At 67.8% G+C, this 22,765-nt stretch carries 20 protein-coding genes; 17 read left to right on the top strand and 3 right to left on the bottom strand.

Going from position 1 to position 22,765, the window contains the following annotated elements; all coding sequences use genetic code 11:
- Together tilS and ftsH are read left to right on the top strand one after the other, a co-directional pair.
- The gene (tilS, locus tag QP045_RS12020) at positions 1 to 1,023 is read left to right on the top strand and encodes a tRNA lysidine(34) synthetase TilS (RefSeq protein WP_422515226.1); all 1,023 of its coding nucleotides are present in this window, start codon (positions 1 to 3) and stop codon (positions 1,021 to 1,023) included.
- A gap of 68 nt (positions 1,024 to 1,091) precedes the next feature.
- The gene (gene ftsH, locus QP045_RS12015) at positions 1,092 to 3,056 is read left to right on the top strand and encodes an ATP-dependent zinc metalloprotease FtsH (protein ID WP_422515225.1); all 1,965 of its coding nucleotides are present in this window, start codon (positions 1,092 to 1,094) and stop codon (positions 3,054 to 3,056) included.
- A 156-nt stretch (positions 3,057 to 3,212) separates the two neighbouring features.
- Here the strand turns inward: ftsH and QP045_RS12010 are convergent, their stop codons facing one another.
- Entirely contained in the window at positions 3,213 to 4,271 is a 1,059-nt protein-coding gene (locus tag QP045_RS12010) for a DUF3667 domain-containing protein (RefSeq protein ID WP_422515224.1), read from the bottom strand.
- Positions 4,272 to 4,346: 75 nt separating this feature from the next.
- On the opposite strand from QP045_RS12010, the gene QP045_RS12005 reads away from it, so the two are divergent.
- From QP045_RS12005 to QP045_RS11940, 14 genes are all read left to right on the top strand, one after another.
- Positions 4,347 to 5,624, top strand: coding sequence for a glutamate-5-semialdehyde dehydrogenase (locus QP045_RS12005; RefSeq protein WP_422515223.1), 1,278 nt, complete (start codon positions 4,347 to 4,349; stop codon positions 5,622 to 5,624).
- Between the two features lie 48 nt (positions 5,625 to 5,672).
- Positions 5,673 to 6,299, top strand: coding sequence for a nicotinate-nucleotide adenylyltransferase (locus QP045_RS12000; RefSeq protein ID WP_422515222.1), 627 nt, complete (start codon positions 5,673 to 5,675; stop codon positions 6,297 to 6,299).
- A gap of 8 nt (positions 6,300 to 6,307) precedes the next feature.
- Positions 6,308 to 6,712: a ribosome silencing factor gene (rsfS, locus tag QP045_RS11995; protein ID WP_422515221.1), complete on the top strand. Its 405-nt coding sequence runs from the start codon at positions 6,308 to 6,310 to the stop codon at positions 6,710 to 6,712.
- Between the two features lie 12 nt (positions 6,713 to 6,724).
- A complete protein-coding gene (locus tag QP045_RS11990; RefSeq protein WP_422515220.1) occupies positions 6,725 to 7,147 on the top strand; it encodes a 23S rRNA (pseudouridine(1915)-N(3))-methyltransferase RlmH in 423 nt (140 codons plus the stop codon).
- The gene (locus QP045_RS11985; protein ID WP_422515219.1) at positions 7,147 to 8,322 is read left to right on the top strand and encodes a murein hydrolase activator EnvC family protein; all 1,176 of its coding nucleotides are present in this window, start codon (positions 7,147 to 7,149) and stop codon (positions 8,320 to 8,322) included. Before QP045_RS11990 ends, QP045_RS11985 begins: the two co-directional genes overlap by 1 nt.
- An 83-nt stretch (positions 8,323 to 8,405) precedes the next feature.
- Entirely contained in the window at positions 8,406 to 9,743 is a 1,338-nt protein-coding gene (locus QP045_RS11980; RefSeq protein WP_422515342.1) for a S41 family peptidase, read from the top strand.
- A gap of 1 nt (position 9,744) precedes the next feature.
- Positions 9,745 to 10,221 (top strand): disulfide bond formation protein B, encoded by a 477-nt coding sequence (locus tag QP045_RS11975; RefSeq protein ID WP_422515218.1) that lies wholly within the window; start codon positions 9,745 to 9,747, stop codon positions 10,219 to 10,221.
- Positions 10,218 to 10,754, top strand: coding sequence for a demethoxyubiquinone hydroxylase family protein (locus QP045_RS11970; RefSeq protein WP_422515217.1), 537 nt, complete (start codon positions 10,218 to 10,220; stop codon positions 10,752 to 10,754). Before QP045_RS11975 ends, QP045_RS11970 begins: the two co-directional genes overlap by 4 nt.
- 38 nt (positions 10,755 to 10,792) lie before the next feature.
- Positions 10,793 to 11,197, top strand: a complete 405-nt coding sequence (locus tag QP045_RS11965) for a hypothetical protein (RefSeq protein WP_422515216.1) — start codon at positions 10,793 to 10,795, stop codon at positions 11,195 to 11,197.
- Positions 11,198 to 11,293: 96 nt separating this feature from the next.
- On the top strand, positions 11,294 to 12,763 hold the full coding sequence (locus tag QP045_RS11960; RefSeq protein WP_422515215.1) for a hypothetical protein: 1,470 nt from the start codon (positions 11,294 to 11,296) through the stop codon (positions 12,761 to 12,763).
- A 45-nt stretch (positions 12,764 to 12,808) separates the two neighbouring features.
- Positions 12,809 to 14,056, top strand: a complete 1,248-nt coding sequence (locus QP045_RS11955; RefSeq protein WP_422515214.1) for a putative DNA modification/repair radical SAM protein — start codon at positions 12,809 to 12,811, stop codon at positions 14,054 to 14,056.
- Between the two features lie 68 nt (positions 14,057 to 14,124).
- Positions 14,125 to 14,610, top strand: coding sequence for a hemerythrin domain-containing protein (locus tag QP045_RS11950; RefSeq protein WP_422515213.1), 486 nt, complete (start codon positions 14,125 to 14,127; stop codon positions 14,608 to 14,610).
- Between the two features lie 9 nt (positions 14,611 to 14,619).
- Entirely contained in the window at positions 14,620 to 16,014 is a 1,395-nt protein-coding gene (locus tag QP045_RS11945; protein WP_422515212.1) for a UdgX family uracil-DNA binding protein, read from the top strand.
- Positions 16,015 to 16,065: 51 nt separating this feature from the next.
- Positions 16,066 to 16,620, top strand: coding sequence for a biliverdin-producing heme oxygenase (locus tag QP045_RS11940; RefSeq protein WP_422515211.1), 555 nt, complete (start codon positions 16,066 to 16,068; stop codon positions 16,618 to 16,620).
- A gap of 7 nt (positions 16,621 to 16,627) precedes the next feature.
- On the opposite strand, the gene QP045_RS11935 is transcribed toward QP045_RS11940, so the two are convergent.
- Positions 16,628 to 18,787, bottom strand: a complete 2,160-nt coding sequence (locus QP045_RS11935) for a histidine kinase dimerization/phosphoacceptor domain -containing protein (RefSeq protein WP_422515210.1) — start codon at positions 18,785 to 18,787, stop codon at positions 16,628 to 16,630.
- Between the two features lie 106 nt (positions 18,788 to 18,893).
- Here QP045_RS11935 and QP045_RS11930 point away from each other — a divergent pair, with 106 nt between their 5' ends.
- Positions 18,894 to 19,673 (top strand): SDR family oxidoreductase, encoded by a 780-nt coding sequence (locus QP045_RS11930; RefSeq protein WP_422515209.1) that lies wholly within the window; start codon positions 18,894 to 18,896, stop codon positions 19,671 to 19,673.
- Between the two features lie 184 nt (positions 19,674 to 19,857).
- Here QP045_RS11930 and QP045_RS11925 read toward each other — a convergent pair whose 3' ends face one another.
- A complete protein-coding gene (locus QP045_RS11925; protein WP_422515208.1) occupies positions 19,858 to 22,479 on the bottom strand; it encodes a glycoside hydrolase family 3 C-terminal domain-containing protein in 2,622 nt (873 codons plus the stop codon).
- Positions 22,480 to 22,765: the final 286 nt, after the last annotated feature.

The following is a 22,765-nucleotide window of genomic DNA, read 5'->3' as shown; positions in this document are numbered from 1 at the left end:
GTGACCCCGGACACGGCAGCGGTCGCGCGGTTCGCGCACGACCTTGCTGCCGCGATCGGCGCGCCCCCAACCGGTGCGATCGCGCTCGCCGTCTCGGGCGGCGCCGATTCGATGGCGATGCTGGCCCTGGCCCATGCTGCGCTCCCGGGCCGGGTATATGCGGCCACCGTCGATCACCGTCTCCGCGCCGACGCCGCGGATGAAGCCGCGATGGTCGGGCGCTGGTGCGCCAGCGTCGGCATCCCCCACACCATCCTTGCCCCGCTCCAGCCGCCGGAGGGCGCCAGCATCCAGGCGCAAGCGCGCCAGGCGCGGTACGACCTGCTCGGCGCATGGGCGCTGGGGACGGGAGCCACGGCCTTGCTCACGGCCCACCATGCCGACGACCAGGCCGAGACATTTCTGATGCGGGCGGTGCGAGGATCGGGACCGTCGGGCCTGGCCGGCATTCGTACTCGCTGGCGGTTGCAGCCGGAGCGCTGGCGCGGGGACGCCGCCGCCGGTCCCCACGGCATGCTGGTGGTGCGCCCGCTGCTTGGCTGGCGCAGGGCCAGCTTGCGCGCGTTCGCAACCACAGCCGGCCTGCCGTTTGTCGAAGATCCATCGAACGTAGACCCCCGCCACGACCGGACTCGCTTCCGCGCGCTCCTGGCCGAAACCCCGCTGCTCGACGTCGGCGGCCTCGCCCGTGCTGCGCAGCATTGCGCGCAAATGGATGCAGCACTCGCCGAGACGATCGTCCTGCTGGAGCAGGACCGCGTCCTGGCCGCACCGCCCGAAGAACGCTGCATCAACGTTCAAGGTCTGCCGCGCGAATTGCAGCGCCGCATGGCGCGCCGCGCGATCGAGCATGTCCGCAGCATGGCGCAGCCGGCAGAAGGCAGCTGGGGCGCCGGCACCAACATCGAACCGCTGCTCGATGCGCTGGAGTCGGGGTCCGGCGCGACCCACGCCGGGGTCGCCGCCTCGGCCGCTGGCGATCGATGGCGATTCCGCCCCGCGCCGCCGCGTCGATCACCCTGATCGATGTTGTTCCATTGCCATTCATCTCGCGCAGCCTATCTTGCGGGGACGAAGAGGTACGCGCTTTCATGAACGACAACGACAAACAGCCCAGCCCCGACAACGGCGGCAACGGCAACCCCTGGATGAAGAGCCTGCTGATCTGGGTGGGCATCCTGATGGGGTTGGCGCTGTTCGTGTCGCTATTCCCCAGCAGCGGCACGCAGACCGCCGGCACGGCGATCCCCTATTCGGCCTTCCTCGACCGCGTCGAAGAGGGTTCGATCAAGGACGTCAATGTCGCGGCCAACGTCATCACCGGCACCCAGACCAACGGTGAGAAGTTCCGCACCTATGCGATGAACGATCCGCAGCTGACGGAGCGCCTGCGCAAGTCGGGCGTCACGATCACTGCGCGTCCGGAGGAAGGCCCGTCGATCTGGCAGTATATGCTGGTCCAGGCCCTCCCCTTCCTGCTGTTCCTCGGTATCGCCTTCTTCGTGGTGCGCCAGATGCAGAAGGGCGGCGGCGCCAATGGCGCGATGGGCTTCGGCAAGTCGCGTGCCCGCATGCTCACGCAGAAGGAAGGCAAGGTCACCTTTGCCGACGTCGCGGGCATCGACGAGGCACGCGAGGAACTCGAGGAAATCGTCGAGTTCCTGAAGGACCCGACCAAGTTCGCACGCCTGGGCGGCAAGATCCCCAAGGGCGCGCTGCTGGTCGGTTCGCCCGGTACCGGCAAGACCCTGCTCGCCCGCGCGATCGCGGGTGAGGCGGGCGTGCCCTTCTTCACCATCTCCGGCTCGGACTTCGTCGAGATGTTCGTGGGCGTCGGCGCCAGCCGCGTGCGCGACATGTTCGAACAGGCCAAGAAGTCGGCGCCGTGCATCGTCTTCATCGACGAAATCGACGCCGTCGGCCGCCATCGTGGCGCAGGCCTCGGCAACGGCAACGACGAGCGCGAACAGACGCTCAACCAGCTGCTGGTCGAGATGGACGGCTTCGAAGCGAACGAAGGCATCATCATCATCGCGGCGACCAACCGCCCGGATGTGCTCGACCCCGCGCTGCTGCGTCCGGGCCGCTTCGACCGCCAGGTCGTGGTGCCTCGCCCCGATATCGAGGGCCGCATCAAGATCCTGCAGGTCCACATGAAGAAGGTGCCGCTGGCACCCGACGTCGACGCGCGCGTCATTGCACGCGGTACGCCGGGCTTCTCGGGCGCCGATCTCGCCAACCTCGTGAACGAGGCGGCGCTGACCGCCGCGCGCAAGGGCAAGCGCCTGGTGGCGATGCTCGAGTTCGAAGAGGCCAAGGACAAGGTCATGATGGGCGCCGAGCGGCGCTCGATGGTGATGACCGACGACGAGAAGCGGATGACCGCCTATCACGAGGCGGGCCACGCCATCGTCTCGATTCACGAGCCTGCTTCGGACCCGATCCACAAGGCGACGATCATCCCGCGCGGTCGTGCACTGGGCATGGTGATGCGCCTGCCGGAACGCGACAGCTACAGCTACCATCGCGACAAGATGTACGCGAACCTGGCGGTGGCGATGGGCGGCCGTGTCGCCGAGGAGATCATCTTCGGCTATGACAAGGTGTCCTCGGGCGCCTCGGGCGACATCCAGCAGGCGACGAGCCTGGCGCGCGACATGGTCACCCGCTGGGGCATGTCCGATGCGGTCGGCCCGGTCGAATATGCCGAGCCGCAGGGCGAGAGCTTCCTTGGCTATTCGCAGTCGGCCCCGGCCCGCATGTCGAACAAGACGGCCGAGCTGATCGACAGCGAGATCAAGCGCATCGTCGAGGGCGGCCTTACCCGCGCGCGGGACGTGCTGACCGAGCATGTCGACCAGCTCCACACGCTGGCCGGCGCCCTGCTCGAATATGAGACGCTGAGCGGCGACGAGATCAAGCGCCTGATCGCCGGCGAGGACATCGGTCGGCCGACTGGTGGCCCAACGCGCCCGGTTGCCGCTGGCGGAACCTCGATCCCCAAGACGCGGCGCCCGCAAGGCCCCTTTGGCCAGCCGAGCCCTGCCGGCGCCTGATCCGGCAACGCGCGACAAAGAAGACCCTCCGCGACACGATCGCGGAGGGTTTTTCTTTACCGGCAGTCCCTGCAATCCCGGCAGAGAGCACAGGGCCCGGTGCACCATTGTGGCAAGCGTTAGGCCGCCCGTCCCCGCTCTCGCAGGGGGCTTAGCTCACCCCATCAGCCCCAGAAGCACGAGCAGCGACAGGAACATCGTCAGCACCACCACGGCGACGACCAGCAGCGCAGCGGTTCGCCAGGCTGCACTGAACGTCCGCAACTGGTACGCCCCCTTCAGCTGCAGGAACATGTGCGCGACAGGGACCAGGACAAGCCACGCGTCCAGCCACGACAGCAGTGGCGTCAGGCTGAACAACGCCATGCTCACGAACAGCAGGTTCATGAAGCTGATGGAATAGATCACGAAGATCGCATGATCGTACATCCGATACTCGCACCGCCATGCGAACAGCAGCCACATGAACGGCAACGACAGCGGGATAAGCGCCCAGCTGTATTTGTAGCTGCTGGTCTTGATCTTGTAGAGCAACAGCTCCGGGTTCTGCAGCTTGTGGGCGGCCTTGGCATAGCCCTTCCGCTCCAGCTTCTCGCCGATCGCCCGCAATATTCCGGATATGCCGCCGCCCTTTTTGAGCGCCTCTCCGCTCGTCAGCGCCGCGCGCGAGAGGTCCAGCTCGCGCGTGGATTCGCCGGCCGCCACCGCACGGCCACGCTCGCGGTCGAGTTCCGCAAGCTGCCGCTCCATCTCCGCCAGGTCGCTCTTGAAAGACACTTCGACATTGGGCGCAGCGCCGTCATTGGCTTGCATCCAGCCGCCGAGGCCGACCCAACTGAACACCGCGAACATCAGGAACATAGTGAACAGGAACAGCGCCAGCGGCGACACGAACCGCGCCCGCTCGCCCCGGACATAGCGGCGCGTGAGCGCCCCCGGTCGCAGCACGAGCATCGGCAGCGTGTTCCAGATCTTGCCCTCGAAGTGAAACACACCGTGCAGCAGGTCGTGGCCCACCGAGTGGAGCGTCCGATGGATATCGCCGGCTTGCCCGCAGCGATGACAGTGCGCCCCGATCAGGCCGGTTCCGCAGTTGAGGCACAGGCGTTGCGAACCGCCCCTGCCGTGCGCCTGCCGCTCGCCCGCCGACGGCTCGATAGCGCGCCCGAGCAATCCCGCGGCGACAATGTCGCCCCCTGCTTCTAATTCCCCCATGGTGCGAAAATTACCAGCTTGGTTCCGTCTGTCGAGGGCTTTGGGTCGCGCGCATCTGCGTGCTAGGCTCCGTCCATGTCCACTGCCGCCGCGCTCCGATCCGAAGATCCCGTCGCCACCGTGCAGGCAATGGGCGAGCGCGCCCGCGCCGCCGCTCGCGTGCTCGCCGCGCTTCCGACCGAGACCAAGGCTGCGGCCCTGCGTGCAGCTGCCGCCGCCATCCGCGCGGATGCGCCGGCGATCCTCACCGCCAACGCGCGCGATGTCGCGGCGGGCGAAGCACGCGGATTGAGCGCGGCGCTACTCGACCGGTTGCGGCTCGACGCGGGCCGGCTCGAAGGCGCCGCAGCCGGGGTGGAGGCGATCGCCGGCCTCCCTGATCCGGTCGGCGCGGTGGTGTCGGAAGATCGCCGCCCCAACGGTCTGGTGCTGCGCCGCGTGCGCGTACCGATCGGCGTCATCGGCATCATCTACGAAAGCCGTCCCAACGTTACCGCCGACGCGGGTGCCCTTTGTGTCATGGCGGGTAACGCCGCGATCCTGCGCGGCGGGTCGGAGGCGGTCGAGAGCAACCGCGCGCTGCACGCGGCCCTGCAGCGCGGCCTCGTCGCCGGCGGGGCACCTGCGGACGCGGTCCAGCTCGTCCCCACGACCGATCGCGCGGCAGTGGGCGCGATGCTGGCGGCCGACGGCCTGATCGACATGGTCGTGCCCCGCGGCGGCAAGAGCCTGGTTGCGCGGGTCCAGGCAGAGGCGCGCGTGCCCGTGCTCGCGCATCTCGACGGCATCAACCACAGCTATGTCGACGCCGCCGCCGATCCCGCCATGGCCCGCGCGCTGGTGGTCAACGCCAAGCTCCGTCGCCCCGGCATCTGCGGTGCGACCGAAACGCTGCTGATCGACCGCGCCTTTGCCGATCCTGCGCCGCTGCTCGCCGCCCTCATCGAGGGCGGCTGCGAGCTGCGGGGTGAGCCGGACGTCCAGGCCATCGACTCGCGCGTACTCCCCGCTACCGACGAGGATTGGGACACCGAATATCTCGACGCGATCCTGTCGGTGAAGTTCGTCGACGGCGTTGAGGGCGCAATCGCCCATATCGCCCGCCACAGCTCCGGCCACACCGATGCGATCGTGACTGAAGACGCAGCGGCCGCCGAACGCTTCCTGAACGCGGTCGATTCGGCGATCGTGATGTGGAACGCCTCCACCCAGTTCGCCGATGGCGGCGAATTCGGCCTGGGCGGCGAGATCGGCATCTCGACGGGCCGGCTCCACGCGCGCGGTCCCGTCGCGCTGGAAGGCCTCACCACCTATAAATGGGTCGTGACCGGCTCCGGCCAGACGCGACCCTGACGCGCGCGCCGATTGCGGCGGCGGAGCGTTGCTGGCATCGCGGCTGCCATGTCCCGCATCGGCCTTCTCGGCGGCTCCTTCAACCCGGCCCATAGCGGCCACCGCGGCATCTCGCTCCAGGCGATCCGTGCGCTGGAGCTCGACGAACTGTGGTGGCTGGTCTCGCCGGGCAATCCGCTCAAGCAGGATGCGGACGACATGGCGCCGTTCGCGACGCGGCTCGCCTCGGCAAGGCGGATGGCTCGCCACTCGCGAATTCGTGCGACCGACATCGAGCAGCGGCTGGGGACGCGCTACACGCTCGATACCCTGCGAAAGCTCGTCGCGCGGTTCCCGGATCACGACTTCATCTGGGTCATGGGCGCCGACAATCTCGCCCAGTTTCATCGCTGGCGAGGATGGCGTGAAATCGCCCGCACCATGCCGATTGCGATTATCGCGCGTCCGGGGTATGATCGGCGTGCCCGCGCAAGTGTCGCGATGGGCTGGCTGCGGCGCCACGTGCGGCCCGCAGGCCAGGCGAAACGATGGACAAAGTGGAGTCTGCCGGCACTTGTGTTGCTGCGCTTCCGCCCGGATCCGACGTCGGCGACCGGCATTCGAGCCGCCGATCCCGCTTGGCACCGGCGCATCCCGCCGAACCACGATCCCACGCGCACGGCCATGAAAGGCTAGGAGACAAGTTGCCCAACCCCTCTTCCGCACGCGAAGGCGGTACCCATGACGTCGAGGCGCTGCACCGTCTCGTCCTCACCTCGCTCGACGACGACCAGGCGGTCGAAACCGTGTCGATCCCGCTCGCAGGCAAATCCAGCATCGCCGACCACATGGTGGTCGCGTCCGGCCGGTCGACCCGGCAGGTCGCCTCGATGGCGACCAAGCTCGCCGAAAAGATCAAGGCGGAGTTCGGCCGCAGCCCCCGTATCGAGGGCCTGCCGACTGCCGACTGGGTGCTGATCGACGCGGGCGACGTGATCGTCCACCTGTTCCGCCCCGAAGTCCGCACCTTCTACAATCTGGAGCGGATGTGGGCGTTCGGCGATACCCCGACCATGGGTTCGACCGGCAACCCGCCCGCCCACGCCTGACCTTTTGCGCCCGTGCTGCTGCATATCGTCGCGCGCGGGCGCATCGGGCGCAGCCCCGAGGCTGAACTCGTCGACCGCTATCTGAAGCGGGTGACCTGGCCGACGCGAGTCACCGAACTGCCCGACAAGGGCGGCAAGGTGCCCGCCCGGGAGCCCGGCACCCGCATCGTCATGCTCGACGAGACCGGGCGCGACATGCCCTCCCGCCAGTTTGCGCAGATCCTGGGGCAGTGGCGCGACGATGGGGTGCGTGAGGCGCGCTTCCTGATCGGGGCCGCCGACGGGTTCGACGATGCCGATCGGCGCGAGGCCGACCTGCTGATCTCGTTCGGCCGGCTCACCTGGCCCCATATGATGGCCCGCGCGATGCTCGCGGAGCAATTGTGGCGCGCCGCCAGCATCCTCGCCAATCACCCCTATCACCGCGAAGGCTGATGCGCCGGGCCCGCAGCGCCGCCGCCGCCGTGCTGGTGCTTGCCGCCGGTGGTGCGATCGTCGCCGCCGCGACGGTGGCCGCCCCCTCCCCGCTCGACCCGCAGCGTGAGCGGCTTCGCGCCGCCAAGATCGAGGCAGCGCGCGCTGCCGAACGCGCGCGGGCGCTCGACCGGGAAGCTGCCGCCGCCCGCACCGCTGCAGACCGCGCGGCTGCCCGACAGCGCAGCATGGCCGCCCGCATCGCCGTGGCCGAGGCCGAGCACCGCACGGCCGAGGCCCGGGTCGCACTGATCGGCCGGCTGCTCTCTGAACGGCGCGACGAGCTTGCCCGCAGGCGCGATCCGATCGTGCGGCTGATGGCGGCGCTCCAATCCCTGGCTAGGCGCCCCGCCGTGGCCGCGGTCGCCCAGCCAGGCTCGACCGCCGACGCCGTCCACGTCCGCGCGGTGCTCGCAACCGTCCTTCCCGCCGTCCACCAGCGAACCAGCGCCGTCCGCGCCGAACTCGCGCAGGTTCAGCGCACCCGCCAGCACGCGGACCTGGCCGTCCGTGCGCTCGGCACCAGCCGCCGCAAGCTTGAGGCCGAGCGCCTTCAGCTGGTGCGGCTCGAAGCCGCCGAGCGCCTGCGCTCTCAGGATCTCGGCCGCACCGCGCTGGTCGAATCGGACCGGGCGATCGCGCTCGGCGAACGCGCCCGCGACATCGTCGACCAGATGGAGGCGAGCCAGATCGCGGCCGCCACCCAGGGGGAGCTTGCGTCGCTTTCCGGCCCATTGCTGCGCCCCGGCGGGGACGGCACCCCCCGCCACCGCTCGCCCTATCGGCTTCCGGTCTCAGGCGGCGTCGTGACCGGCTTTGCCGAAATCTCCGACGCGGGCGTGCGGGCGCGCGGCCTGACGCTGTCGGTGCCCCCCGGCGCACCGGTGGTGGCGCCGCTCGCAGGGCGCGTGCTGCTGGCGCGGCCCTTCCGCAGCTATGGCAGCATCATCCTCCTGGATCATGGCGACGGCTGGACGACGCTCATCACCGGCCTTGCCCGGGCGAGCGCCGGACGGGGCACGAATGTCGACGCGGGAGCGCCGATCGGGATTGCGCCGGGCGGGGAGTCGCCCCACGTCACGGTCGAGCTGCGCCGACACGGGGTCGCCGTCGATCTGGCCGCCCTGCTCGGCTGAACGCGGGAACCAGAGAGTTCCTTTTACGCAGCCACCCTTTGCCGCTATTCTGGTGCAGCATGTCCGTTCATAAGGTCTCCCACATGGTCCGCCCGTTTCTTCAGGCCACTGCGATTGTGGGTGCGCTGGCGCTCGTCCCGATCGCCAACGGCGCGATGGCGCAGGCCGATTCCGACAGCTATCGCGAACTCGATACCTTCATGGACGTCTATAATCGCGTCCGTGCCTCCTACGTCGACAAGGTCGATGACAAGGTGCTGGTGAAGGGCGCGATTCAGGGCATGTTGTCCGCGCTCGACCCGCACAGCTCCTATGTCGATGCGCTCGATTTCGACAACATGCGCATCGCTACCGAGGGTAATTACGGTGGCCTGGGCCTGACCGTCACGATGATCGACGGCGCCATCAAGGTCATCGCCCCGACCGAGGATACTCCGGCGGCCCGCGCCGGGATCAAGGCGGGCGACTATATCACCCACATCGACGGCAAGCTGATCTACGGCGGTTCGCTGGATGAGGCCATTTCGCAGATGCGCGGGCCCGCCAATACCAAGGTGACGCTGACCTTGGTGCGCCCTGGCCAGGAAAAGCCGATCACCGCCACGATGACGCGCGAGATCATCGTCCAAAAGCCCGTGAAGTGGGAAGTGAAGGACGGCATCGGCATCATCAACATCAACACCTTCTCTGCCCAGACCGGCGCCGACACGCGCGCCGCCATTGCCGCGATCGACAAGGCGCTCGGCCACAAGCCGCTCGGCTATATCGTCGACCTGCGCGACAACGGCGGGGGCCTGCTGAACGAGGCGATCGAAGTCTCCGACGTCTTCCTCGACCGCGGCGAGATCGTCTCCCAGCGCGGCCGCGAGAAGACCGACATCGAACGCTATTATGCCGAGGCCGGCGACCTGACCCAGGGGCTGCCGCTCATCGTGCTGGTCAATGCCGGCAGCGCTTCGGCATCGGAGATCGTCGCGGGCGCCCTGCAGGACCATCACCGCGCGATCGTCATGGGCGAGCGCAGCTTCGGCAAGGGATCGGTGCAGACCCTGCTCCCGCTGGGGCCGCAGACGGCGCTGCGCCTGACGACGGCGCGCTACTACACCCCGTCGGGCCGCTCCGTGCAGGAAGGCGGCATCGAGCCCGACCTGAAGGTGCCGCAGATCTCCGACCCGGATTACAAGGACCGGCCGGTCTTCCGCGAGGCGGATCTCCGTCGCCACCTCATCAACGAAGCAAAGGTCGACAATTCGGTGCTGGAGGACGACGGCAAGCCGGATCCCCGATTCAGCGAAAGTGCCGAGGCGCTCAAGAAGCGCGGGATCGAGGATTTCCAGCTCCATTACGCGCTGCAGACGCTCGGCCGCCTGGGTCCGGCACAAGGCGCGGTCGCCGCGGCTGCCCCGGCAAAGAAGCGCTAGGATGCGCGGAGGCAATCTCCAGGCGGCGCGCTGGCTCGCGTTGCTCGTCCCGTCCGTGTTGATGGCGGGGGCGCTCGGCAGCCAGTACCTGGGCGGGCTCTACCCGTGCGAGATGTGCTATTGGCAGCGCTGGCCGCATTATGTGGCGATCGTGCTGGCGCTCCTGAGCTTCCTGGTGTCGCGGACCTCCGCGCGGGTCGCGCTGGTGCTGCTCGCAGGCGTCGCCATCGCGGTCAGCGGGGCGATCGGCGTGTTCCACGCCGGCGTCGAATATGGCTGGTGGCAGGGTATCACCGGCTGCGCGACCCCCTTCTCCGGCGGCACCGGCAACATGCTCGACGCGATCATGAAGGCGCCGGTGATCCGCTGCGACGTGCCGCAATGGACACTCGCCGGGATCTCGCTCGCGGGGTTCAACGCGATCTTTTCGCTCGCCGGCGCGTTGGCGATCTTTGTGCTGGCAGGAAAACGTGGATGAAACGGTGGCGACCAGGCGACCGGCGTGAGCCGGTTTCGCAGATGATCCGGGTGGATCAGGCGGGGGAATATGGCGCGACGCGCATCTATGCGGGGCAGCTCGCGGTGATGGGCGATCGCGTGCCGCTCGCGCGGGAGATCGTCGGCATGGCCAAGCAGGAGGAACGCCACCGCGCCTGGTTCGACGGCATGATCGCCGAACGCGGTGTCCGCCCGACCCTGCTCCAGCCGATCTGGAGCGTCGCGGGCTTTGCGCTCGGGGCCGTCACCGCCGCGATCGGCCCGGAGGCGGCGATGGCCTGTACGGCCGCGGTCGAGACTGAGATCGACAAGCATTACGACCAGCAGCTCGCCGAGCTTCGCGACGAAGAGCCGGAGCTTTCGGCGGCCGTTCGGGAGTTCCAGGCCGAAGAGCTGGAGCACAAGGAAGCAGCCCTGGCACATGGTGCCGAACAGGCAGTCGGGTATCCCGTGCTGTCCACCGTGATCCGGCTGGGCTGCCGACTGGCAATCGCTACGTCGAAACGCATATGAAGATCGGCGCGTTGACGATGGAAACAGGAGGACGATCGATGGCTAAGTGGATGCTGATGGCGGCGATCGGCCTGGGTGCGCCGGTGCTGGGACTGTCTGCACCTGCGGTCGCCCAGAATGCGGCACAGAATGGCGTGCTGGTGATCTATGGCAACGACCGTTGCCCGACGAATTCCAACGGCGAAGAAATCGTCGTCTGCGTGCGCCGCGGCGAGGAAGAGCGTTTCCGCATCCCCAAGGAACTGCGCACCACCGAGGCGTCACCCGACCAGCAGAGCTGGGCCGTGCGCCAGAAGTCCGCGCTGGAGGCCGGGGCCACCGGCGTCGGCACCTGCAACACCATCGGCGCCAGCGGCCAGTCCGGCTGCTTCTTCCAGAATGCCGATCGCTGGCGGGCAGAACGCCGCGCCGCCAAGGCGGCTGAGGGGGCGAGCGTTCCCTGACGCTCGGCCGACCGCACAGGCGATCACCGTGCATTGCCATGATGTCGCTGCCGTCGTAGCCGCTCGCCTCTTGGACGGGGCAGCGATGGCGGCGGCATGACGAGGCAGAAGGGGCTTAGACGCGATCCGATCGCCTGGTTGCTGTTCGCACTGGTCTGGTTTTCCTGCGGTTGGTTCGGCTCTTGGGAGTTCAACCCCAACAACGCCACGCGCATGTACGCCGCCGTCTCGCTGGTCGAGCAGGGCGACGCCACCATCGACGAATTCGCCAACCTGACGATCGACCGCGCCCAGTTCGGCGAGCATTTCTACACGGACAAGGCACCGGGCATGACGCTGATGGCGGTGCCCTTCGTCGCCCTCGCCGACGCGGTGACCGGGGACAACGCCGAGTTCCATCGCATCCGCAACGAGGACCCCGGGTTCAACCGGTTCATCAAGATCCGCACCCGGCTGACGGCCGTATTCACTTCCGCATTGTTCGTCGCCATCGCCGCCATGCTGCTGTTCGATCTCGGGCGCGGCATCACCGGCAGCAATGCAGCAGGCCTGTTCGGCGCAATAGGCTATGCGCTCGGGTCGATCGCCTGGGGGTGGGCCACCACCATCTTCGGCCATGCCGCATCCGGCGCAATGCTGGTCATCGCCGTGTGGGCCGTGTGGCGCGGCACCCGGATACCGGCTGGCAGTCGTGCGAGCATCGGGTACGCGGCTCTCGCCGGTCTGGCGCTCGGTTGGGGTGTCGTCATCGAGCCGCCTTCGGTGCTGGAGGCGCTGCCGATCGGCATCTGGGCGCTGTGGCGGATGCGCCAATGGACCTGGCCGCAACGAACCCCGGTGATGATCGCGGCGGCGGGCATGGCCCTGATCGCCGTGTTGCCGCTCTTCGCCTACAACGCCTTCGCCTTCGGATCGCCGTTCCAGTCCGGCTATGCCGGCGTTACCGACTTTGCTGGCATGCAGCAGGGCTTCTTCGGGCTTACCTATCCCAAGCCGCACGTGCTGTGGGAGATCGTGTTCGGCCCGCGGCGGGGTATCCTGTGGGTCTCGCCCGTACTGGTGCTCGCCCCCATCGGCCTCGCCTGGCTCTACTGCGACCCGCGCCACCGCGACATCGCGGTCATCGCGATCGTGCTCAGCATCCTCCCCTTCCTCTACAACGCGGCCTATTATTACTGGGACGGCGGCCATTCCACCGGACCTCGCCACGCCGTTCCGGCGCTCGGCTTCCTGGGCCTCGGCCTCGCCAGCTTCTGGACCCTTCTGCGGACGGGAATCGGAAAGCTGCTCGCGGCCCAGCTGCTCGCGGTGTCGATCGCGATCAACCTGATGATCGCGGCGGCGGAGATCGCCGCCCCCGACTTCTTCGAATATGCCGTCTGGCGCTCGGTCCTGCTGGAGCGGTTCGCACCCGGCTATCTTCGCACCGTCGCCGACGAATGGCTCGGCTTCACTCCCTGGGAGGGGCTCGGCATCTGGGCGCTGATCGCGCTGCCGCTGCTGGGCCTTGTCGCCTGGATGGCGCTGCGGGCGGATGCGGAAGATCGGAACCCGCTAACCGCCTGATTCACAAGCCTTGCGCCGGTCCATGTTTGAACATATGCAGAACATATGGCGCAGCTGGACACTCGTGAGAAGTTGGCGATCCTTGCGGACGCGGCGAAGTATGACGCGTCCTGCGCCTCGTCCGGCACTTCAAAGCGCAACTCGCGCGACGGCAAGGGGCTGGGCTCGACCGAGGGGATGGGCATCTGCCACGCTTATGCGCCCGACGGTCGCTGCATCTCGCTGCTCAAGATCCTGCTGACGAACAGCTGCATCTTCGACTGCCATTATTGCATCAATCGCAAGAGCTCGAACGTCCGCCGCGCGCGCTTTACGGCCGAGGAAGTCGTGCGGCTGACCCTCAGCTTCTACCGCCGCAACTATATCGAGGGGCTGTTCCTCTCGTCCGGCATCATCCGATCGTCCAATTACACCATGGAGCAGATGGTCGAGGTCGCGCGCAGCCTGCGCGAGGATCACGACTTCCGCGGCTATATCCACCTCAAGACGATCCCGGACGCCGATCCGGAGTTGATCCATCAGGCGGGCCTCCACGCCGACCGCGTCTCGATCAACGTCGAACTGCCCACTGCCAGCGGCCTGAAGCGCCTCGCGCCGGAGAAGTCGGAGAGCCAGATCGAGGGCGCGATGTCCGGCATGCGCACCGCGATCACCGACGGTGCCGACGCCCGCAAGCGGTACCGCAGCGCTCCCCGTTTCGCGCCCGCGGGTCAGTCCACCCAGATGATCGTCGGGGCCGATGCTGCGACCGACCGCGACATCGTCGGCCGGGCGGCGACGCTCTACGATCGCTTCGATCTGCGTCGCGTTTACTATTCGGCCTTCAGCCCGATTCCCGAGGCTTCGGCCGTGCTGCCGCTCCAGCGTCCACCGCTGATGCGCGAGCACCGGCTCTACCAGTCCGACTGGCTGATGCGCTTCTACGATTATAAGCCCGAGGAGGTGCGCGCGGCCGCCGACGACGCAACGGGCATGCTCCCGCTCGACATTGATCCCAAGCTCGCCTGGGCGCTGAAGTTTCGCGACAACTTCCCCGTCGACGTCAACCGCTCGCCGCGCGAAGCGCTGCTGCGCGTGCCCGGCCTTGGGGTAAAGGCGGTGAACGCGATCCTGTCGGCGCGCCGCTGGCGGCGGCTGCGGCTGGATGACGTCGCCCGCCTCACCGTGTCGATCAAGAAGCTCCGCCCCTTCCTGATCGCGGAGGATTGGCGCCCGCTGGCGCTTGCCGATCGTGCCGAGTTGAAGCCGCTCGTGGCGCCCAAGAAGCAGCAGTTGGAGCTGTTTGCCGCCTGAGAGTGATTCGCGGGTGAAACGCCTCGGCCCGCCGCCGGTTGTGCCCAACGAAACCCAGGGAGAAGACCATGGCGGACGCCCGCATCTATCAGGATCTGAAGCGCGACCACGACAAGCAGCGCGAAATGCTCGCGCAGCTCGCCGACTTCTCGAGCCCGGCTGCCGAGCGCCAGCAGCTGTTCGAGGATTTCCGGCTGGAGCTGCAAAGCCATGCCGCGGCCGAGGAAGAATCGCTCTATGCCACCATGCTCGGCGAACCGGAACTGCGCGACGACGCCCGCCACTCGGTCGCCGAGCACAAGGAAGTCGACGATCTGCTCGGCGAGCTCCTGAGCCTGGAGTTCGATTCGGACGAGTGGAAGGAGAAGTTCTTCCATATGCGCCGCCGCTATGAGCACCACATCGAGGAGGAGGAGGAAGACATGTTCCCCGCCGCCGCCGAGGAGCTGGACGACGCGACCGAGGAAAAGCTCGCCGACATCTACGAGGACCGCAAGCCCAAGGAGCTCGAGGAGGCGAAGGACAATCCGCCCGGCAGCGACGAGCGCGAGTAACCCTGGCTGATGCGCGGCGTCACCCTTCCCGCTCCCGACGATTTCGACGCGTGGCGGGATGCGGCACGCGGTCTCGCGGCCGAGGGGGTGGCACCCGACCAGGTGGTATGGCGCACCGGCGATGCGGTCGTGGACCTGTTCGCCCAGTCGGCGCCCGAGGCTCGGCCCGCACCCCCCGCCGGTGCCGCCTTCTCGGTTCCGCGCGCCTTTCTGGATCTGGGTCGCGACGTCGTCATGGCGTCCGCCCCGGATCGCTTCGCATTGCTCTACACGCTGCTCTGCCGGCTGCGCACCCAGCCGCGATTGATCGAGGACCGCGCCGATCCGCTGGTGCGCAGGCTCGAAATCCTGGCCAAGGAAGTCCGCCGGGACATCCACAAGATGCGCGCGTTCCTCCGCTTCCGCGAAGTGGCGGAGGAGGACGGCACCAGCCGCTACGTCGCCTGGTTCGAACCCGAGCACCACATCGTGCGTGCCAACGCGGCCTTCTTCGTCAACCGCTTCGCGAGCATGCGCTGGTCGATCCTGACGCCGGAAGTCTCCCTCCACTGGGACGGCGAGACCCTCACCGAAGGCCCGGGCGCCACGCGCGCCGATGCGCCGGAGGGCGATCCGGTCGAGGAGGTGTGGAAGACCTATTACGCCTCCATCTTCAATCCTGCGCGGCTCAAGAAGGGCGCGATGCTCAAGGAGATGCCGCGCAAATACTGGAAGAACATGCCGGAGACGGCGCTCGTCGGGCAGCTGATCGCCGGCGCCCAGGCACGAGAGGCAGGAATGATCGACAAGGCCCGTACCCAGACCGGCGGCAACATCCAGGCCGCCTGGGAAGCGCTGCGCGAAGAGGCGCTCGGCTGCAAGCGCTGCCCCCTGTGGAAGCCGGCGACCCAGACCGTGTTCGGCGAGGGCCCGGTCGGCGCCCGCCTGATGTTCGTCGGCGAACAGCCGGGCGACCAGGAGGATCTTGCCGGCAAGCCGTTCGTCGGCCCCGCCGGGCAGATGTTCGACCGCGCGCTTGCGCAAGCCGGTGTCGACCGCACCACCGTCTATGTCACCAATGCGGTGAAGCACTTCAAGTTCGAGCCGCGTGGCAAGCGCCGCATTCACAGCAAGCCCGATGCGGGTGAGATCGACGCCTGCCGCTGGTGGATCGAGCAGGAAACCGCACTGGTGAAGCCCGAGGTCACGGTTGCCCTGGGCGCCACGGCCGCTCGCTCGCTGCTCGGCCGCACCGTCACCATCAGTCGCGAGCGGGGCCAGGCGATCGCGCTTCCCCACGGCGGCGAGGGCTGGATCACCGTCCACCCCAGCTACCTCCTGCGCATTCCCGACCGGGCAAAGGCGGAGGAGGAATACGGCCGCTTCGTCGAGGACCTGCGGACCGCCGCCGCCCGCCTCGGCTGACACGGCAGACCGGAACCGCATGCCACCCCGCCCCCACCAGCTTCGCGTCGCGTGAAAGATGCTCTAGAGGCGACCCGGATGCTTGCCAGTGCCGTTCTTCGCGAAACCACCCGCGCCGCCCATGACGCGGTCGATACCCTCTTCTCCCGGTTCGATCTGACCGATCGGGCGAGCTATGCCGCGATGCTGGTCGCCCACGCACGCGCGCTGCCGGTCGCGGAGGCAGCGATGGCCGCCGAGAGCAGCCTGCCGGCTTGGCGGCCGCGTACGCCGCTTCTTGCCGAGGATCTGCACGATCTCGGCCGTGTCATGCCCGCTCCGCTCGCGCTCGAGCTGCCCGCGGGTGCGGCGGCCATCGCAGGCCTCGCCTATGTGGTCGAAGGTTCGCGCCTCGGCGGCGTCTACCTCGCGCGGCAAGTCGGCGCCGGCTTGCCCGCGCGCTACCTGTCGGCCGCCCACGGCAAGGGCGAGTGGCGCGCCTTCCTCGGCTGGCTGGACCAGGCTGGACTCGCCGGCGGCCCCGACTGGATCGAGGCGGCGTCGGCGGGCGCCGCGGCCGGGTTCGCGCTCTATCAGCGCGCCGAGGAAGCCGAAGTGGCCGCCTAGTTCCGCCTCAGCGCGGCACTTCCCCGATCGGCGCCGTCAGGATCGCGCGCAGGCCCGGGTGGTTGTCCTCAAAGGTCAGCTCGCCGTCCAGGCGGCCGACCAGCGCACTCATCATCCGGCTCCCGAACCCTTCGCCGCTGCCGCTCTTGCCCGCACCCTGGTCCTCGACGATCAATCGCAAGTGCGCGCGGTGCTGCTCCAGCCTGAGCGTGATCGGACCGGTCTCGCCAGGATACGCATATTTTGTCGCGTTGATGACGAGTTCGGTCGCGATCAGGCCGATGTCGATGGCGCGGTCGGTCGGCACCAGCACGGGCGCCAGATACACCCGCAGCGCCGAACCCCATCCGGCACCCAGCGACGCGCGCATGTCGCCCATCAACTCGTCCAGGTAGCGGCTCAGTTCCACCGTCTCGACCTGGTCGTCGCGATAGAGGCGACGGTGGACGAGCGCGACCGCGGACAGCCGCGCCTGCGCTTCGGTCAGATGGCTCGTCAGCGCCGGATCTCCGACCGCGCGTGCCTGCATGCCCAGGAAGGCGGAGACCAGCTGAAGGCTGTTCTGCACCCGGTGGTTCACCTCGTGCATCAGCACGTCCTTCTGCCGCAGCAGCGATTCCTGATCCCGGTTTGCGATCGACAACTGCCCGTTGAGTTCGCGCAGCCGCAGCCGCTGCCGCACGTCATTGAAGACGTGGCGAAGCCGGTGTGCCGCCTTCACCTCCTCCAGCGTCCAGCGGCGCGAACGCCCCCGCACGATCTGCGACCAGCTTTCGAACGACGCACGCGGCGTCAGCACCGCGCCGGGCACCAGGTCGACCGCTTTATGCGGGTTCCCGGCCCATTCGACGCTCGCGATCTCTTCGCGCCGGAACCACATGACCTCGCACTCCGTGCCGTCGATCGGCATCGCGAGCAGCCCGCTTCCCACCGCGGCATAGCGTTCGGCCGCCGGGAACACCGTCGAAAGCTCGCGGCTAACGACCAAGCCACCGCCTTGCGCCCTCACCCATTCGGCGAGCTGCAGCAGGTCCTGCGTCTCCGGGCACTCACCCTCGCGCGTGACCGTGCCACCGCCCAGCAACGCGAAACCGTCAGCCTCCAGAAGTTCGGCCAGTTCCTTGGCCGCCTGGGCCAGCTGGGTTCGGAGCGGCATGTCGCCGCCGAGCTGCCGGATCACCGTGTCCTCGCCCGCGTGCAGCCGCAGCCGTTCGCGGTAGCTTTCCGCTTCTTCCTGGGCACGGATCTGACGCGCCAAGCCGCTCGCCAACGCGCGTGTGGCGGCACGAAGCTCGGGGTCCAGCCCGCGCGGGCTGTTGTGGTGGCAGGCGATCAGCCCCCACAGCACGCCGTCGCGCACGATCGAGATCGATGCAGAGGCCTCGACCCCCATGTTGCGCAGATACTGGACATGGATAGGCGACACGCTGCGCAGCGCCACGTCGGACAGGTCGATACCCGCGAGGTTGGCGGACTGCGGCCGGATCGGTGCCGGAACATAGTTGCTGTCTGGAATCACGCGTACGCGATTGCGAACATACAGCGCGCGCGCCTGGCGGGGGATGTCGGACGCCGGGAAATGGTGGTTGAGGAAGGTGTGGAGCCCCTCCGCCCGGTCTTCTGCCAGCACCACGCCGGCGCCATCGTCCAGAAACCGGTAGATCATCACCCGGTCGAACCCGGTCAGCTGGCGAAAGGCGACCGCGGCGCGCTCGCACAGCTGGACCAGGTCGGCCGAACGCTCGAAGCTGGCGGCGGCACGCTCGATGCCGGTCAGCACCTCGCCTGCGGAACGCGGGACGTCCGGCCCCGGCTCAAGCTCGACGATCAGCAGGTCGCCCGATCGATGCAGGCTCGCTTCCAAGCGGCCGCACGAGGCCGAAACGGGCGCAAGCCGCAGCGTCCCGCCCGGCCCTGCGTCGGCGGAGCGCAGCACGGCCGCCACATCCTGCCCAATCAGCTCCGAAATCGGGCGATCCAGCCAATCCGGCGTCAGCCGCTCCTCGAGGTCGCCCGCCCCCGCGACGGTGCGCAGGGTCGCCGCATCGACGATCAGCATCACGCCGTGTGGCTGGATCGCTCCCGAAAGATGGATAGGCTCGCGGTCGCATGCCGCAAGGTCTTGGCCTATCTGCGTGCCGTTTTCGATTTTTTCTGCTGTCGTCACGCGTCACTCAACTCTTTGACTAAGCCCTAAAATGACGCATGCGCTCTCCCAACGCAAATCCTCCTCCCGCCGACTGTCGCGGGGCAAGAAAAAAGGGATTGAGAGCATGGATCTGGGCATCGCGGGACGCACCGCAATCGTCTGCGCTTCCAGCGGCGGGCTTGGCCGGGGCTGTGCTGAAGCGCTCGCACAGGCAGGTGCACGCATCATCCTCAACGGCCGCAACGCCGCCAAGCTGGAGGCGACCGCCGAAGCGATCCGGAAGGCCGCCGATGGTGAGGTGATCACGGTCGTCGCCGACGTCGGCACGGAAGCCGGGCGCGATGCGCTGATCGCCGCCGCTCCGGATGCGGACATCCTGGTGAATAACAACGCCGGCCCGCCGCTGCGCCCGTTCGAGGCGCTCGACGCCGACAAGATTCGCGCGGGCCTCGAGAGCAATCTCGTCACCCCGACGCTGCTGATCCACGCGCTGCTGCCCGGCATGGTCGAGCGCCGCTTCGGCCGGATCGTCAACATCACTTCGGGCTCGGTAAAGATGCCGCTCCCCGGCCTCGACCTGTCGAGCGGTGCGCGTGCCGGGCTGACCGGACTGGTTGCCGGCGTCGCGCGCTCGGTCGCGCATGCCAATGTCACCATCAACAACCTGCTGCCGGGTTCGTTCGACACCGACCGCATCGCCAGCATCATCGCACAGGCTGCCGAAAAATCCGGTGCCAGCGAGGCGGAGGAGCGCGCGAAGCGCGAAGCCTCGATTCCTGCCGGCCGCCTCGGCACCCCGGCCGAGTTCGGCGCTGCCTGCGCATTCCTGTGCTCGGCCCATGCCGGCTACATCACCGGGCAGAGCCTCCTCATCGACGGCGGCAGCTTCCCCGGCATCCTTTGATCGCTCGCGGCCGTTCGCGAGAAGCGGCAAGGCTGCGCCCTGCAGGACTGGCAGGGGCGAGAAACTAGCCTGGCGCGCCGGCACAAGAACGGCTCCGGTTATTTCAAGCACCGGCCGGATAGGATCCGGCCGGTGCTCTGAAGCAACAGCTGTTCGGCGATCGGGCTGGACGTCTACCCGCCCATCACCGGGGAAGCAGCTTCTCGCCCGAAATCGTGAAGGACGTTGCCACCCCGGGCGCCTGTGCAAGGCCCGGCCGCGCGACGGGCTGGCCGCCGCCAATCCAGACAGCGGTCTGGCCGGCTGCGATCCGGCGACGCCCCTGCGGATCCACGAAGCTCAGCTGACGATCCTTGAGAGTGAAGCGGACGGTGCGCGTCTGGCCCTTCTTGATGTGAACGCGCTCGAATCCTTGCAGCGTGCGGATAGCCGCACCTTCCTGGCCAGGGTGCGAGACATAGAGCTGGACGACCTCGTCGCTGTCCATCGGCCCGGTATTGGCGACATCGACCGACACCGTCACCGCCCCGTCGGGACCGATCGCCTTGTCGCTGACCCGCGCATTCGCATAGCTGAAGTTGGTGTAGGAAAGGCCGTGCCCGAAGGGATAGAGAACCTCGCCATTGAAGTAGCGATAGGTGCGGCCCTTCATCGAATAGTCTTCGAAGCCGGGCAGATCGTCCGCCGATTTGTAGAAGGTGACGGGCAGGCGTCCGGCCGGGCTGTAATCGCCCGCCAACAGTCCAGCGATTGCGTGGCCGCCTTCACCGCCGGGATACCAGGCTTCCACGATGGCGGGGACGTTCGCGTCCGCCCAGTTCACGCTCAGCGCCGACCCATTCATCAGCACGAGGACGACGGGCTTGCCGGTGGCGTGGACGCGCTCGAGCAGCTTCTGCTGTGGCTCCGGCAGGTCGAGGCTGGTGCGGTCCCCGCCGGCGAAGCCCTTTGCCTGGACCTTCATCTCCTCACCCTCGATGCGGGCGGACAGGCCCCCTGCAAAGATCACCACATCGGCTTGGCTGGCCGCGGCGACCGCGTCGTCGCCATTGGCGCTCGGCAGGCTCCAGAGCAGCTGCTGCTGGCCGCGCGCACCGCGCTGGAAGCCTTCGACCCGTACCGGATAGCGCTTCCCGGCCTTCAGGCGGATTGATCCGGACAGGATCGAGGGCGCATCGCCCACCCCCCATTCGTCGACCACCAGCTTGTTGTCGATCCAGACGCGATAGCCGTTCTCGCTGGAGAAGCGGAAACGATACTCGCCCGTCTCCGGTGCGGTCAGCGTGCCGGTCCAGCGTGCCGAGCTCACGCGATCGCCGGTCCACTCGGCCCGTGCGTTCGTCGCTGCCTCGGTCGTGCTGGGGGCGCCTTGCAAGCCCGGATTGGCGAAATGCTCGACGCGGAGGCCCCGGAAGGCAGTATCCGGCACCGGCGCCTCGGCCGGGCCGATCAGCCCGACGCCCTGCGCGTGGAGGATCCGGGCATTGGGATAGCGAGCGCGGATCCCGTCGAGCACCGTCACCGGCTTGGACGGCGTGCCATAATAGTTGCCGACCAGCGTATCGAAGCTGTCGGCGTTCGGCCCGATCACCGCGATCGTCCGGGGGGCGCCCTTGAACGGCAAAAGATTGCCCTGATTCTTCAGCAGGACCATCGACGCCTGCGCCATCTCGCGCGATTTGGCGTGGTGCGCCGGCGTGTCGTAATCCTTTGCGGTGATGTTCGCGAACGGCAGCTGCGGATCGAACAGACCCAATCGGATGCGGGCTTCGAACAGCCGCTGGAGCGAACGGTCGACCGTCGCCTCGCTCATGTGCCCGGCCTTCACCGCCGCAACGATGTTCTCAGGATCGGTGGTCATCCCGTTGCGGTAGTCACCGCAGATCAGGTCCATGCCGTTCTCGAACCCGGCGGCGACGCCTTCGGGCGCGGTATTGGTGTAGGCGAGCGCGTCCTTGCGATAGATGTTCGCCGCCGCACCGCAGTCGGAGACGATATAGCCCTGGAAGCCCCAGTCGCGGCGCAGATACTGTTCCTGCAGGACCGAACTCGCGCAGCCGGGCACGCCCCAGACCGCGTTGTACACGCACATGATCGACGCGACCTTCCCCTCCGTCACCGTGGCGCGGAATGCCGGCAGATAGGTGTCCTCCAGGTCGTGGAGGCTCGGATACACGTCCTCGCGGTGGCGGTTGCTCTCCGGGCCGGAATGGACGGCGAAGTGCTTCGACGTCGCGATCGTCTTGTAATATTTCGGGTCGTCACCCTGCAGGCCGCGGATGAAGGCGATCCCGATCCGGCCCGTCAAATACGGGTCCTCGCCATAGGTCTCTTGCCCACGACCCCAGCGCGGATCACGGAAGATGTTGAGGTTGGGTGACCACACCGTCAGCCCGCGATAGAAATCGCTGCCGCCATCGGGGTGCCGGCGTTCGAGATATTTCGCGCGGAACTCGGTCGAGATTACATCGGCGGTATTCTGCATCCGCGCGACGTCCCAGGTCGCCGCCATGCCAATGGCCTGCGGGAAGACGGTCGCGATGCCGGCGCGCGCCACCCCGTGCAGTCCCTCGTTCCACCAATTATATTTCGGCACCCCAAGCCGCGGCAGCGCGGGTGCGTCATGTCCCAGCTGGAGCGCCTTTTCCTCAAGGCTCATTCTGGAGACGAGGTCGCGGGCACGCTCGGCCGGAGTCAGCCGCGGATTGCGATAGGAGAGTTCGGCAGGAGAAGTCTGCGCATGGGCGACGCTGAGCGGCGCGATCGACGACAAAAGTCCAAGTGCAACGAGCAACGTACGAGCCACGCGATCCCTCTCCATGTTCTGTTTTGAGGGAAGTCTGCACATCGTTTCCGAGCGGTCAACGCAATTGCGGTACCGCTACCGTAGAAAGCTCTGCCCGGTGGCGTGCGCGGGACCAGCAGCTCAATCCGGCGCTGAGACGCGACCTTGCGCGCGCCCGCCTGCTCTGGACGCAACAAAGCCCGCTGAGTCTTGCGACTTAGCGGGCTTTGTTGGTTGCGGGGACAGGATTTGAACCTGTGACCTTCAGGTTATGAGCCTGACGAGCTACCGGGCTGCTCCACCCCGC

The sequence above is a fragment of the Sphingomonas sp. 3-13AW genome (genome assembly GCF_049311085.1).
Lineage (GTDB): Bacteria > Pseudomonadota > Alphaproteobacteria > Sphingomonadales > Sphingomonadaceae > Sphingomonas.
This window is presented reverse-complemented; position numbering and strand designations above follow the sequence as displayed.

Bases quoted from the DNA above. Each gene is read 5' to 3' on its own strand.
- ftsH (WP_422515225.1), top strand. From the start codon at position 1,092: ATGAACGACAACGACAAACAGCCCAGCCCCGACAACGGCGGCAACGGC.
- QP045_RS12010 (WP_422515224.1), bottom strand. From the start codon at position 4,271: ATGGGGGAATTAGAAGCAGGGGGCGACATTGTCGCCGCGGGATTGCTC.
- QP045_RS12005 (WP_422515223.1), top strand. From the start codon at position 4,347: ATGTCCACTGCCGCCGCGCTCCGATCCGAAGATCCCGTCGCCACCGTG.
- QP045_RS12000 (WP_422515222.1), top strand. From the start codon at position 5,673: ATGTCCCGCATCGGCCTTCTCGGCGGCTCCTTCAACCCGGCCCATAGC.
- QP045_RS11985 (WP_422515219.1), top strand. From the start codon at position 7,147: ATGCGCCGGGCCCGCAGCGCCGCCGCCGCCGTGCTGGTGCTTGCCGCC.
- QP045_RS11980 (WP_422515342.1), top strand. From the start codon at position 8,406: ATGGTCCGCCCGTTTCTTCAGGCCACTGCGATTGTGGGTGCGCTGGCG.
- QP045_RS11975 (WP_422515218.1), top strand. From the start codon at position 9,745: ATGCGCGGAGGCAATCTCCAGGCGGCGCGCTGGCTCGCGTTGCTCGTC.
- QP045_RS11970 (WP_422515217.1), top strand. From the start codon at position 10,218: ATGAAACGGTGGCGACCAGGCGACCGGCGTGAGCCGGTTTCGCAGATG.
- QP045_RS11965 (WP_422515216.1), top strand. From the start codon at position 10,793: ATGGCTAAGTGGATGCTGATGGCGGCGATCGGCCTGGGTGCGCCGGTG.
- QP045_RS11960 (WP_422515215.1), top strand. From the start codon at position 11,294: ATGACGAGGCAGAAGGGGCTTAGACGCGATCCGATCGCCTGGTTGCTG.
- QP045_RS11955 (WP_422515214.1), top strand. From the start codon at position 12,809: ATGGCGCAGCTGGACACTCGTGAGAAGTTGGCGATCCTTGCGGACGCG.
- QP045_RS11950 (WP_422515213.1), top strand. From the start codon at position 14,125: ATGGCGGACGCCCGCATCTATCAGGATCTGAAGCGCGACCACGACAAG.
- QP045_RS11945 (WP_422515212.1), top strand. From the start codon at position 14,620: ATGCGCGGCGTCACCCTTCCCGCTCCCGACGATTTCGACGCGTGGCGG.
- QP045_RS11930 (WP_422515209.1), top strand. From the start codon at position 18,894: ATGGATCTGGGCATCGCGGGACGCACCGCAATCGTCTGCGCTTCCAGC.